General features: G+C 71.6%; 11 protein-coding genes. 5 read left to right on the top strand and 6 right to left on the bottom strand.

Annotation, left to right across the window (positions count from 1 at the left end):
- Positions 1-83: 83 nt before the first annotated feature.
- From LL648_RS23450 to LL648_RS23465, 4 genes are read right to left on the bottom strand one after another with little or no spacing between them, the layout of a single operon-like run.
- A complete protein-coding gene (locus tag LL648_RS23450) occupies positions 84-965 on the bottom strand; it encodes an SAM-dependent methyltransferase (protein ID WP_232664845.1) in 882 nt (293 codons plus the stop codon).
- A complete protein-coding gene (locus tag LL648_RS23455) occupies positions 938-2014 on the bottom strand; it encodes a glycosyltransferase family 4 protein (protein ID WP_374112094.1) in 1077 nt (358 codons plus the stop codon). The genes LL648_RS23450 and LL648_RS23455 overlap by 28 nt, the downstream gene beginning before the upstream one ends.
- A complete protein-coding gene (locus LL648_RS23460; RefSeq protein WP_232664846.1) occupies positions 2011-2409 on the bottom strand; it encodes a 6-pyruvoyl trahydropterin synthase family protein in 399 nt (132 codons plus the stop codon). The genes LL648_RS23455 and LL648_RS23460 overlap by 4 nt, the downstream gene beginning before the upstream one ends.
- Before the next feature lie 29 nt (positions 2410-2438).
- Positions 2439-3422: a zinc-dependent alcohol dehydrogenase gene (locus LL648_RS23465; RefSeq protein WP_232664847.1), complete on the bottom strand. Its 984-nt coding sequence runs from the start codon at positions 3420-3422 to the stop codon at positions 2439-2441.
- 68 nt (positions 3423-3490) lie between these two features.
- Between LL648_RS23465 and LL648_RS23470 the strand changes: the two genes are divergently transcribed.
- The gene (locus tag LL648_RS23470) at positions 3491-4219 is read left to right on the top strand and encodes a CDP-alcohol phosphatidyltransferase family protein (RefSeq protein ID WP_232664848.1); all 729 of its coding nucleotides are present in this window, start codon (positions 3491-3493) and stop codon (positions 4217-4219) included.
- A 262-nt stretch (positions 4220-4481) separates the two neighbouring features.
- Positions 4482-6485 carry an elongation factor G gene (locus LL648_RS23475; RefSeq protein ID WP_232664849.1) on the top strand — a complete coding sequence of 668 codons (2004 nt, stop codon included), beginning with the start codon at positions 4482-4484 and terminating at the stop codon, positions 6483-6485.
- A gap of 105 nt (positions 6486-6590) precedes the next feature.
- Here LL648_RS23475 and LL648_RS23480 read toward each other — a convergent pair whose 3' ends face one another.
- Positions 6591-7250 (bottom strand): GntR family transcriptional regulator, encoded by a 660-nt coding sequence (locus LL648_RS23480; RefSeq protein ID WP_232664850.1) that lies wholly within the window; start codon positions 7248-7250, stop codon positions 6591-6593.
- Positions 7251-7352: 102 nt separating this feature from the next.
- On the opposite strand from LL648_RS23480, the gene LL648_RS23485 reads away from it, so the two are divergent.
- The 3 genes from LL648_RS23485 to LL648_RS23495 all read left to right on the top strand — a co-directional run bounded on the left by LL648_RS23485 (position 7353) and on the right by LL648_RS23495 (position 11019).
- Positions 7353-7847, top strand: a complete 495-nt coding sequence (locus LL648_RS23485) for a hypothetical protein (protein WP_232664851.1) — start codon at positions 7353-7355, stop codon at positions 7845-7847.
- Positions 7844-9406: a GMC family oxidoreductase gene (locus LL648_RS23490; RefSeq protein WP_232664852.1), complete on the top strand. Its 1563-nt coding sequence runs from the start codon at positions 7844-7846 to the stop codon at positions 9404-9406. The genes LL648_RS23485 and LL648_RS23490 overlap by 4 nt, the downstream gene beginning before the upstream one ends.
- Positions 9407-9657: 251 nt before the next feature.
- Positions 9658-11019 (top strand): right-handed parallel beta-helix repeat-containing protein, encoded by a 1362-nt coding sequence (locus tag LL648_RS23495; protein ID WP_232664853.1) that lies wholly within the window; start codon positions 9658-9660, stop codon positions 11017-11019.
- A 72-nt stretch (positions 11020-11091) separates the two neighbouring features.
- Here LL648_RS23495 and LL648_RS23500 read toward each other — a convergent pair whose 3' ends face one another.
- Positions 11092-12501, bottom strand: coding sequence for a DHA2 family efflux MFS transporter permease subunit (locus LL648_RS23500; protein ID WP_232664854.1), 1410 nt, complete (start codon positions 12499-12501; stop codon positions 11092-11094).
- Positions 12502-12559 lie beyond the last annotated feature (58 nt).

Genomic DNA, 12559 nt, shown 5'->3' on the forward strand with positions numbered 1-12559 from the left:
AGCGCCCTTCATCGCAGCGCCCTTCATCGCAGCGCCCTTCATCGCAGCGCCCTTCATCGCAGCGCCCTTCATCGCAGCGCCCTTCATCGCAGGGCTCCCGGCAGTGCGAGCAGATCGGTGTGCCCGACGGTCGCCCGCAGCCCACCTTCCGCGTGGGTGGCGAGCTTGCGCTGCAGGTACGCGCCCGCATAGGGGGCGAGCACCGGCCGCTGCTCGCAGGCGGCGTCGATCCATCCACGCAGCCACTCCTCCAGCAGCGCCGGGTTGGCCCGCCCGAGCGTCCAGGGGCTCGACGCGGCGTGCAGCCGCATACCGCGCGAGCGGAACGCCGTCGCCGCGAACTCCGGCGCGTCCGGGCCGAGCAGGCGTCGCCCGTCGACGGTCCGGCGCTGGTGCTCGTCGAACGCCGAAGCGAACTCGGCGTCGAGCGCGTCACCCGGCGCGAACGCGACCCGGCCGGCGACCGACAGCGTCAGCAGCGCGGGCGTCCCGGTCTCGGCGCAGATCGACGCGAGCGCGTCGACCTCCTCGCCGGTGAGGATGTCCAGCAGCGCCGACGCCGTCACCAGCGACGTCCCGGCGAGGTCGGTCGTGGAGAGGCCGCCGAGGTCACCGGCGTGCGTGGTCGCGCCGACCGGCCGCCCGTCCGCCCCGACGGCCGGCATGTTCGCCGCAGCGAGCGCCAGCAGGTCGGTGTCGCGGTCGTGCAGCACCCACTCCTGCGGACCGTCGAGCTGCGGGGCGAGCCAGCGCCCCATCGAGCCGGTCCCGCAACCGAGGTCGCGGACGGTGAGCGGGCCACCGCCGAGGTGCTCGCGCAGGACGTCGACCAGCTGCGTCGCGCGCGCCGCGGCGTCGGCGGGCTCACGCAGCGCGAGCCACTCGGGCGCGCAGATCGGGGAGCCGGGGACGCTGTGGCGGGCCGCCCACTCCGGCGTCACGGGGTCAGGACTCTGGCCAGGCATCGGGAGGTCACCTCCCAGCCGGTGACGGTGGCGCGCCGCGCGCGGGCGGCGTTGCGCAGGGAGCGGCGCAGGTCGCGCTGGGTGAGCCAGCGGCGCAGGCCCTCGGCGAGCGCGGTGACGTCGGAGGGCCGCACGACGATTCCGGGCACCTGGCCGTCAGGGGTGTGGCCGAGCGCGTCCGGCACGCCGTCGACGTCGGCGGCGAGCACCGGGAGGCCGCGCGCGAGCGCCTCGATCACCACCATCCCGTACGACTCCGCGCGCGACGGGACGACCAGCAGGTCGGCAGCGGCGAACGTGCTCGCGAGCCGCTCGCCGACCAGCGGGCCCGCAAGCAGCACGCGCTCGCCCAGGCCGTGCGCGTCGATGAGCCGCTGCACGGTCTCGACGTGCGCCGGGTCGCGCCGCAGCGGCCCGACGAGCAGGCAGCTCCATTCGAGGTCGGCCACCGCCGCGAGCGCCTCGACGAGCAGGTCCTGGCCCTTCGTCGGGGTGACCGACCCGACGCACAGCAGCCGCGTCGAGCCCGCCGCGCTCGCGAGTGGCGCGGGATCGGCGCCGGGGGTCACGACGTGCACGCGGTCGGCGGGGATGTCGTGCACCTCGGCCAGGCGGCGGGCCGCCCACGGGCTGGTCGTCACGATCGCAGCGGCCGAGGTCAGCGTCGCCTTCTCGGCCGCCGCGAGCTCGGCGGCGAGCGCCGGCGCGAGCCCACGCTCGTCGGCGAGCGGCAGGTGCACCAGCACGACCAGCCGCAGCCGCTCGGCGTGCGGGGTGATGACGTCGGGGACCCCGCAGGCGACCAGCCCGTCGAGGAGCACGACCGCGCCGTCGGGGAGCGCCGCGAGCCGGTCGCCCAGCTCGGTGCGCGCCGCGGTGTCGGGCCGCGGCCACGCGCCGTCGACGGGGATCCGGCGCACCGGACGTCCCGCTGCGGGCAGCCCGAGGCAGATCCGGCGGTCGTAGACGTTGCCGCCGCTGGGCAGCTCCGGGTCGTCGATGTCACCGGGGACGACGACGTGCACCGGCGGCGTCGTCGGCAGGGTCACAGCTCACGCTCGTACGCGGCCCAGGCGACGTGCGACTCGTGCAGCGTCACGGTGATGCCGGCGAGCCCGTGGGCGCCTTCGCCGAGCGCGCCGGCGTGCACCCGGTCGGCCAGCTGGTCGGCGATCACCTTCGCGAGGAACTCCGTGGAGGTGTTGATGCCGGCGAACGCGGGCTCGTCGTCGAGGTTGCGGTAGTTGAGGTCCGCGAGAACCTCCCCGAGCTGCGTGGTCGCCAGCCCGATGTCGACGACGATGTTGTCGGCGTCGAGCTCGGCCCTGCGGAAGCTCGCGTCCACCACGAACGTCGCTCCGTGCAGCTTCTGCGCAGGTCCGAAGACCTCGCCGCGGAAGCTGTGCGCGACCATCACGTGGTCGCGGACGGTGATGGTGAACAAGTCGGGCCTCCGCTGGGATTGCCGGGCGATCACGGTCCTTCTTCGTACGTGACACGGACGCACAGCGCGGTCGGTTCACCCGTTGCGAGTGTGTGCAGGAGCACAGGGAGGTCGTCGAAGGCGCACTCGCCCGTGACCAGGGCGTCGAACCGGTCGTCGGCGAGCAGGCGCAGCGCGACCGCCATCCGATCGGAGTAGGAGCGACGGGCGCGGCGCGCGGGCGAGACCATCCCGACCTGGCTGCTGCGGATCACCAGCCGCCGGGAGTGGAAGGCCTCACCGAGCGGGATGCTGACCCGCCGGTCGCCGTACCAGCTCAGCTCGAGGATCTCGCCCTCGACGCCGACCAGTTCCAGCGACCGCGCGAGCCCCGCTTCAGTGGCGCTCGCGTGCACGACGAGGTCGCAGTCGCCGTCGGCCGCTTCCGGTGTCACGTGGGTGACGCCGAGCGCAGCGGCCACGGCCGCCCGGCTCGGGTCCGGGTCGACCAGCTGGACCCGCGCGCCTGGGATGCCCGCGGCCACGGCGGCGACGCTGCAGCCCACCATGCCGCCGCCGACCACGGCGATGCGGTCGCCGACCAGCGGCGCGGCGTCCCACAAAGCGTTCACGGCCGTCTCCACTGTGCCCGCAAGCACAGCGCGCGCGGGAGTGACGTCGGCCGGCAACGGCGTCACGGCGGACGCCGGGACCACATACTCGGTCTGGTGCGGGTAGAGGCAGAACACGGTGCGTCCGGCGAGCTCGCCGGGCCCCTGTTCGACGACGCCCACGTTCAGGTACCCGTACTTGACGGGCGCCGGGAACTCGCCCTCCTGGAACGGCGCCCGCATCGCGGAGCGCTGGCTCTCGGGAACGCCCCCGCGGAACACGAGCGTCTCCGTCCCCCGGCTCACCCCGGAGAACAGCGTCCTGACCAGCACGTCGTCCGGACCCGGCGGGGGCAGCGGAGCGGTCCGGATCTCACCTTCACCCGGTGCGCGGAGCCAGAACGAGCGCGCGGTGCGGTCCACGTCTCCTCCTCACGTGTGAACCCACGCGGCACGGGATACGTGCTGATGGACGTGGACACGGAGCTTCGATGATCACCATAGCCCGACCGGCACCCACCGCTGGGGTGGAACTGGCGACCGCCGCGCTCGCCCAGCTGGTCATGCTCGCAGGGCTCGCGGCAGGCGCCGGGACCGGCGCTGTCGGCCTGCTCGCAGGCGCCGCGTACGCCGCCGCGCTGCTGGCGCTGCTCGGCAAGGCGATGCGCGCGGCCCGCCGGCAGGCGCTCGGCCCGGCCGACGTCGTGACGCTCGCGAGGGCGCTCTTGGTGGGCGCGGTGACGGCGCTGGTCGTCGAGGGCATGGTCACCGGGACGACCCCGGTGCTCGTGCTCGTCGCGGTCGCGTCCGTGGCGCTCGCGCTCGACGCCGTCGACGGCAAGGTGGCCCGCCGCAGCGGCACGGTTTCGTCGCTGGGCGCCCGGTTCGACATGGAGGTCGACGCGTTCCTGGTGCTGGTGCTGAGCGTGCACGTCGCGCTGAGCCTCGGGCCGTGGGTGCTCGCGATCGGCCTGATGCGCTACCTGTTCGTCGCGGCGAGCTGGGTGTTCCCCTGGCTGCGCGGCTCGCTGCCGCCCAACTACGCGGCGAAGACGGTGGCCGCGCTGCAGGGGATCGTGCTGGTCGTCGCGGCGTCGCAGCTGCTCACGCCGCCCTGGACGGCCGTGCTGGTCGGGGCCGCGCTCGCGGCGCTGTGCTGGTCGTTCGGGCGCGACGTCCGGCGGCTGTGGCTGCGGACGGCGCTCCGGGCCGCCGGGTAGCGCGCTGGGGAGGGCAGGAAAGCCACTTTCCTGCCCTGTGAGGGCCGGAAAGTGGCTTTGCTGCCCTCGCGTGCGGAACGCACCCAACGCCTTCGCAGCGCGACTCCCGCCGGCCCGAACGTCACCCCGTAAATCCGTTTGCCGCCCGGTCGCCCGGCTGGTGCACTGCCGTCACCAGCCGACCGACGGGGGATCGTCATGCGAGCAACGTTCATGTCCAACCAGAAGGGACTGACCACCAACCCGAAGGACATGACGTTCCGTGACCACCCTCAACCTGGGCATCCTCGCGCATGTCGACGCCGGTAAGACCAGCCTGACCGAGCGGCTGCTGCACACCGCCGGGGTCATCGACGAGATCGGCAGCGTCGACGGCGGCAGCACGCAGACCGACTCGCTGGCGCTCGAGCGCCGGCGCGGGATCACGATCAAGTCGGCCGTCGTCTCGTTCGAGGTCGGCGGCGCCACCGTCAACCTGATCGACACCCCCGGTCACCCGGACTTCATCGCCGAGGTCGAGCGCGTGCTGAACGTGCTCGACGGCGCGGTGCTCGTCGTCTCGGCCGTCGAGGGTGTGCAGGCGCAGACGCGGGTGCTCATGCGCACGCTGCAGCGCCTCCGCATCCCGACGCTGATCTTCGTCAACAAGGTCGACCGCTCGCTGGCCGACCCGGCCGCCGTGTTCGGTTCGATCAAGGGGCGGCTCACCCCGTCTGTCGTCGCCATGGGCTCGGTGACCGGGGCCGGCACGCGCGACGCGGTCGCCGAGCCGGCGCACGACCTCGTCGACGCGCTGACGGACGTGCTCGCCCAGCACGACGACGAAGTGCTCGCGGCCTACGTCGACGGCCGCCCTCTCGGGCCTTTCGAGCTGCGGAAACGGCTTGTCGCGCAGGTGCGCGAGACGCGCGTGCACCCGGTCTTCTTCGGTTCGGCCATCACCGGGACGGGCGTCGACGCGCTGGTCGACGGCATCACGGAGCTCCTGCCGCGCGCCGATGCCGACCCGGACGGCCCGGTGTCGGGTGTCGTGTTCAAGGTCGAGCGCGGCCCGGCCGGCGACAAGATCGCGTACGTCCGAATGGCGTCCGGGACGGTTCAGGTGCGCGACCGCGTCCCGCTGCACCAGCCCGCCGTCGCGGAACCGGCGGCGGGCAAGGTCACCGCGATCAGCCTGTTCGACCGCGGCGCTGCCGTGCCGGCGTCCACCCTTCCGGCCGGGCGGATCGGCAAGCTGTGGGGCCTCACCGGCGTCCGGATCGGCGACACGATCGGCTCTCCGGCACCCGACGCGCCCGCGCACCACTTCGCGCCGCCGACGCTGGAGACCGTCGTGCTGCCGGTTCGCAACGGCGCGCTCGGCGCGCTGCACGCCGCGCTGAGCCAGCTGACGGAGCAGGACCCGCTCATCGACCTGCGGCAGGACGACGTGCGCGGCGAGGTGTCCGTCTCGCTCTACGGGGAAGTGCAGAAGGAGGTCGTCCAGGAGACGCTCGCGACCGAGTACGGCATCGACGTCACATTCCGCGAGACAACCACGATCTGCGTCGAGCGCCCCGCCGGCCCCGGCGCCGCCGTCGAGATCATCTCGAAGGCGCCCAACCCGTTCCTCGCCAGCGTCGGGCTGCGGGTCGAGCCGGGCCCGCTCGACTCGGGTGTGGAGTTCCGGCTGGGCGTCGAGCTGGGGTCGATGCCCATGGCGTTCTTCACCGCGGTGCGCGAGACCGTCGCCGAGACGCTGCAGCAGGGCCTGCACGGTTGGCGGGTGACCGACTGCGTGGTCACGATGACGCACTCGGGCTACTACGCCAGGCAGAGCCACTCGCACGGCACGTTCGACAAGAGCATGTCGAGCACGGCGGGCGACTTCCGCAACCTCACCCCGCTGGTGCTGATGGCCGCGCTCGCCGAGGCCGGCACGGTCGTGCACGAGCCGATGAACCGTTTCACGCTCGAGCTGCCCGCGGACCTGCTCGGACCGGTCACGCCCGTGCTGGCCCGCATGCGTGCGGTGCCGCGCGAGACCACGTGGCGCGGCTCGGCCTGCGTCGTCGAGGGCGAGGTGCCGGCGGCCATGGTGCACGTCCTGCAGCTGCAGCTCCCGTCCCTGACCCGCGGGGAAGGGGTGCTGGAGAGTGCGTTCGAGCGGTACGTCCCCGTCACCGGCCCGGTGCCGGACCGCCCCCGCACCGACCACAACCCTCTCGACCGCGAGGAGTACCTCCTCCAGGTCGTCCGCCGAACGGCAACGGGAGGACGCCCCTGACCCCGCAAACGGAACACCCGGGATATGCCTGGAAAGCCACTTTCCCAGCGCCACAGGCCGGGAAAGTGGCTTTCCAGGCAACACGTGCGGAACGCACGCATCGCCCTACCCCGCGACGTCCGCGACGGGCGGCCCCTCGCTCGACGGCACGAAGGCGAACTGGTGGGCGGAGAGCTCTCGCTCCGCCAGCACCGGGTCGCCGGAGGTCAGCGCGGCGTAGACGGGCAGGTGGCTCAGTGCCGCCTGCACGGCGTCGATCTCGGTGTGCGCGAGCGCCATCAACGTCATCACCTCGATGCCGAGCGACTCCCACGCCCTGCTCAGCGAGTCGTTCCCGGCCAGCGTGATGATCCGACGGTGGAAGGCCGTGCACGCGGTGGCGAGGGCGATCCGGTTGCCGCCCCGCGCGACGCTCTCCATCTGCTCCATCTGGTCGAGCAGCTCGTCGTCGGCGGTGAGCCCGCCCTCGGCGATGAGCCGTCCGGCGATGCCCTCCAGCGCCGCGCGCACCGGCACGGCGTCGGTGAGGTCCTTCTCGGTCAGGTCGCGGACGCGCGTGCCGACGTGGATGCGCGTCTCCAGCAACCCGACGGCGGCGAGCTTGCGGAACGCCTCCCGCACCGGGGTCTGGCTCGTGCCGAGCCGCTCGGCGATCTCCAGCTCACGCACCGGGGCACCAGGGGCCAGCCGCCCCTGGGCGATCTCCATCACGATGTGGTCGCGCACCTGATCGGCGAGCGTGATGCGAGGCAGTCGGCTGGACATGGTTCGCACATCGTACGTTATCGATAATGCTTGACACATGATCTCGGCCGTTCCTACGCTGCGACGGCAGCGCTGCGGTTGCACGTTCGAGCGGAGGATGCCGTGGGCAGCGAGACCGTCTTCTCCGAGCGGCAGAGCGCGCTCCTCGTCGTGGTGGCGAAAGGGCTCTATCCGCATCCCGGGCTCGCCGAGGCACCGTACCGCCGCGTCATCGAGAAGATCACCGAACAGGCGGCGGCAGCGCCTGACCTCGCCGAGACGCTGCGCACGGGCATCGACGATCTCTCCCCTTGGATCCTCGACAACTGCGGGATCGGGCAGCCCGCCTTCGAAGCACGCCTGCGCCGGATCGAGCGCACGGAGTTCTTCCGCACCCTGCTCCCGCTGGTCGCGTGGCACCTCTACGACGATCCCGAGACGCGCGCGCACATCGGCTATCCCGGCGCCTCGTACGCCGAGGGCGGCTACCTCCACCGCGGCTTCGACGACCTGCGCTGGCTCCCGGAACCCCGGATCGACGAGCCGGACGAACCGCTCGTCGAGATCGGCCCGCTCCCCTACCCGCTGGACGCGACCCATGACGTGACCGTCTCATGAGGACGTTCGATGACGACGACGACTCCGTTGTCGTAGTGGTGGGCTCCGGCCCCGGCGGCGCGACGCTCGCCCACGAGCTCGGCGGTCGCGGCGTCCGGGTGGTTGTGCTCGAAGCGGGGCCGTGGATCACCAACGACGAGTTCGTGAACGACGACCACGCCGCGTTCGAGCAGCTCAGCTGGCTCGACCCGCGCCTGGCCACCGGCAGCTGGACGCTGGCCGACGACTTCCCGACGCTCCCCGCCTGGAACGGCCGGTGCGTCGGCGGCACGGCCGTCCTGTGGACGGGTGTGTGCCCGCGCTTCAAGGCCCACGAGTTCGCCACGCGCACCACCTACGGCGACGTCCCCGGCACGACGCTCGCCGACTGGCCCGTCGGCCTCACCGAGCTCGACGTGTTCTACACCGAGGCGGAGCGGGCCATCGGCGTCACGCACCGCCACGGCAAGCCGCCGCTGCCGGCCAACAACAACTACAAGGTGCTCGCGGAAGGGGCGCGACGCGTCGGCTACCGGCACGTGGCGACGGGCCCGTACGCGGGCAACGCCGAGCCGTACGACGGGCGTCCCGCGACCGTGCAGGACGGCTTCAACTCCCAGGGCGACAAGCACGGCTCCAAGTGGAGCCCCCTGGTCCGCGAGATCCCCCGCGCAGTGGCCACGGGCAACGTCGAGGTGCGGGCGAACAGCCAGGCCGTGCAGATCATGCTCGGTGCGGACGGCCGCGCCGACGCCGTCGTCTACGCCGACGCGCAGGGGACGCTGCACCGCCAGCGTGCGCGGGCCGTCGTGGTTGCCGGCAACGCCATCGAGACGCCTCGGCTGTTGCTGCTGTCCGCCGAGGCGCGCCACCCCAATGGCCTGGCGAACTCGTCGGGACAGCTCGGCCGCAACTACATGCGCCACACCACCGGCGTCGTGCACGCGCAGTTCCCCGAGCCCGTGCACCACTACCGCGGCGAGAACATGGCCGGCGTGGTCAGCGACGAGTCGCGGCACGACCCGGCCCGCGGCTTCGCAGGCGGCTACTACCTGGAGATGATCTCGCAGGGCCTCCCGTCGTTCGTGACGTTCGTCCAGCCCGGCGGGTGGGGTCGGGCATACACGGAGTTCATCGAGCGGTACACGCACACGGCATCCGTCTGGATCTGCGGGGAGGACATGCCCCAGAGCCGCAACCGGGTCACGCTGAGCACGACGCTCACCGACCGGCTCGGGCTGCCCGCTCCCGAGGTCCACTACGACGACCACCCCAACGACATCGCCATGCGCGAGCACGCGTACACGCGTGCCGAGGCCGTCTTCCGCGCCGTGGGCGCGACGACCATGCGGAGGTCGCCCGCCATGCCGTCCGGGCACAACCTGGGCACCGCGCGGATGAGCGCCGAACCGGACGCCGGAGTCGTCAATGAGTTCGGCCGCGCGCACGACATCCCGAACCTGTTCATATCCGACGGCTCGGTGTTCCCCACGGGAGCCGCCGCCAATCCGACACTCACCATCGTTGCGCTCGCACTGCGCCAATCGGCGTATGTGACCGAGTGCCTATTCGCAAATTAACGGTAAATTCGCACGTTGCCGGCGACGTTGCCTGGTCCACTCATCAGGGTCGGTTCCGGTGGGCAACTTTCCCGTTACGCTGCGCGCACAACGAGTGCGTAACGTGAGGTCAGGCGATGGGCTACCGTCGATGAGGCCTACCACCTCCCGTACCGCAACTTCACTGCGGGACCGGTAAACCGCCATCGAGGCTTTCGATATTCTCGCGACCACATCGTCGCGAGAAGTTGCACCAGGAGGGTCCCGCACCCATGAACGCAAACCGGCCGAGCCTGCTGAACAACCGGCGAGCGGTCATCGCCCTGGGCGCGGGTGGCGCGCTGCTGGTCGTTCTCGTGATCGTGCTCGTGGTCGTTCTCCGGGCAGCACCCATTACCGGGACCCCCGGAGGAACGGCCGCGCCCGTTCCGGAGACGCAGCACGGTCAGCGACCGGTCACCGCGGTAGTGGAGACGTCCGGCCGGGTCATCAACGTCGCGACGAGCGGCGGCGACTACCCGACGATCCAGGAGGCGGTCGACGCGGCGGGCCCCGGCGACACCGTCGTGGTCGCCGCGGGCGAGTACGCGCCGTTCGACATGAACAACGACGGCGACGAGAACGCGTACATCACGGTGCAGGCCGCTCCCAACGCCAACGTGGTGGTGCAGGGCGAGCTCGAGACCAAAGGTGTGATCAACATCGAGGACCGGTCCTGGATCAGGATCATCGGCTTCGACGTCCGGGGCTCGGAGCGGCACGGGATCCACGTGGAGCGGTCGAGCAACATCGTGCTGCAGGACTGCGACGTCTCCGGCTCGCAGGACGGCGGGGTCGTGTTCGACCGGGGCAGCGACGTCTCCGCGCAGCACCTCACGATCACCGCCAACAACGCGCGCGGCGGGCTCGCCGGCGCGCACGAAGGCCTCACCTTCAACAACGTCAAGGGCTTCGACGCCGGCTTCAACGACGTCAGCAACAACGGCGAAGAGGGCATCGACGCGAAGTACGACGCGACCAACGGCAAGATCCACGACAACACGGTCAGCGGCAACCGCGGGCCCAACATCTACATCGACTCCGCCAACACCATCGAGGTCTTCAACAACACGGTGACCGGCGCGAACGGGCCCGCCAAGGCCGGCATCTCGATCTCGATCGAGGACATCTCGGAGGACCGCACCGCGTACGCCGTGTCCGTCTACAACAACGTCATCCAGTCGAACGCGGGCGGCGGGATCGGGTTCTGGATCGAGTCGGAGGGCACCTTCGCCGACATCCACATCATCAACAACACGATCCTCGACAACGCCGGCGGCGGGCTCGACATCGCCTCGCCGTCCTTCGACGGCACGAACGTGCTGCGCAACAACATCTTCGCCCGCAACGGCAAGGACGTCTCCGGCGACGCGAGCGCGTTCGCCGCCGACACCAACGTCTTCCAGACCGCCGGGATCGGCCAGAACGTGATCTCCGGCGACGTGTCCTTCGTCAGCCCCTCGACCGACGACCTGCGGCTCAGCGCCGGGTCGCCGGGCGCCGGTGCCGGCAACGCCGACAGCGCGCCGGCGTTCGACATCACCGGCGCCCCCCGTACCGGCGGCAAGATCGACATCGGCGCCTTCCAGTCGTAAGACTTCCCCACCGTTTTGCCAACCTGCACGCCTTCTCGGGTGTGCAGGTTGGCAAAACGGTGGGGAACTTCGTTAGTGGGCCGCCGCCGGGCCGCCGTGGCGGGGTACGAAGGCGGCAGCGATCGCGCCGCAGGCGACTAGTGCTGTGCAAAAGCCCAGCGCCGGTGCGAACCCCGCGACGAACGACCCCGGCGACGTGACGTCGCCCGCGCCGGAGAACACCGCGACCATCACCGCCAGCCCCAGCACGCCGCCGAGCTCGCGCAGCATGCTGTTGGATCCGGCGGCCTTGCCGACGTCCGCGTGCGCCACGGCACCGACGACGGCGTTCGCCGCGGCGGGCAGCGCCATCGACCCGCCGACACCGGCGACGAACAGCGGCACCACCAGCTCGCCGTACGACATGCCGGGCGCGGCGATGAGCGCGATCCACCCGAATCCGAGCGCTTTGAGGGTGACACCGGCGACGAGCAGCGGACGGTTGCCGATGCGGTCGGCCAGCATCCCGCAGAGCGGCCCGATCACGAAGAGCGGTGAGGTCCACGGCATCAGCCCGAGGCCGGCCTGCAACGCCGTGAACCCGAGCCCGACCTGCAGGAACTGCGCGAAGAAGAAGACCCCTCCGAAGATCCCGGCGAACAGCCCGATGGTGGCGATGTTGCCGGCGATGAAGCCGGATGCACGGAAGAGGCGGGCGGGCAGCAACGGCTCCCGCACCCGGCGCTGCACCCTGACGAAGCCGGCGGTGAGCAGCACGGCCGCGGCGAACCCGAGGACGACCTCCGCGCTGGACCACCCGATGTCGTTGCCCCGCGAGAGCGTCCACACCAGCGCGAGCGCGGCGGCGGCGATCAGGACGACACCACGCAGATCGAGCGCGGTGTCGTCACCCCGGCTCTCCCTGACCTTCACGAACACCAACGGGATCACGGCGAGCCCGATCGGGACGTTCAACCAGAAGATCCACTCCCAGCCGACCCCAGTCGTGACCGCCCCGCCGAGACCGGGCCCGGCCAGCACGGCGAGCCCGCTGATCCCTTGCAGGATCCCGATCGCCGTGCCGCGCCGCTCGGCCGGGTACGCCGCCCCGACGAGCGTGAGCCCCAGCGACGTCACGACGGCCGCCCCGGCACCCTGCACGGCCCGCGCCACCACCAGTACCTCGACGTGCGGCGCGATCGCGCACACGGCGGACGCGACGGAGAACAGCGCCAGGCCGATCCCGAACACCTTGCGCCGCCCGAACCGGTCGCCGATCGCCGCCGCCGGCATCATCAGCACCGCGAGCGCGAGGTTGAAGGCGTTGACCGTCCAGTTCAGCTCCTCGACGGTCGCCCCGAGGTCGCGCTGGATCGTGGTGAGCGCCGACGCGACTACAAGCGTGTCGAGCGCGCACATGAACGACGCCACCGAGGCCAGCACCAGCACCCAGGTCCGGCTCGACGTCCGGGACCGGTCCACATCGATCGTCTGAGCATCCATGGCAGTACGACAATCGGCGACCGCCCGGATCGACACGAGCGCGCGGAAACTTCTCGGG

It is taken from the genome of Pseudonocardia sp. TRM90224 (assembly GCF_021245725.1).
In the GTDB taxonomy this organism is placed as follows: Bacteria; Actinomycetota; Actinomycetes; order Mycobacteriales; family Pseudonocardiaceae; genus Pseudonocardia.

What these genes read in the sequence shown, in the direction of transcription:
- LL648_RS23450 (WP_232664845.1), bottom strand. Translation starts at nt 965, where the DNA reads ATGCCTGGCCAGAGTCCTGACCCCGTGACGCCGGAGTGGGCGGCCCGC.
- LL648_RS23470 (WP_232664848.1), top strand. Translation starts at nt 3,491, where the DNA reads ATGATCACCATAGCCCGACCGGCACCCACCGCTGGGGTGGAACTGGCG.
- LL648_RS23480 (WP_232664850.1), bottom strand. Translation starts at nt 7,250, where the DNA reads ATGTCCAGCCGACTGCCTCGCATCACGCTCGCCGATCAGGTGCGCGAC.
- LL648_RS23490 (WP_232664852.1), top strand. Translation starts at nt 7,844, where the DNA reads ATGAGGACGTTCGATGACGACGACGACTCCGTTGTCGTAGTGGTGGGC.
- LL648_RS23495 (WP_232664853.1), top strand. Translation starts at nt 9,658, where the DNA reads ATGAACGCAAACCGGCCGAGCCTGCTGAACAACCGGCGAGCGGTCATC.
- LL648_RS23500 (WP_232664854.1), bottom strand. Translation starts at nt 12,501, where the DNA reads ATGGATGCTCAGACGATCGATGTGGACCGGTCCCGGACGTCGAGCCGG.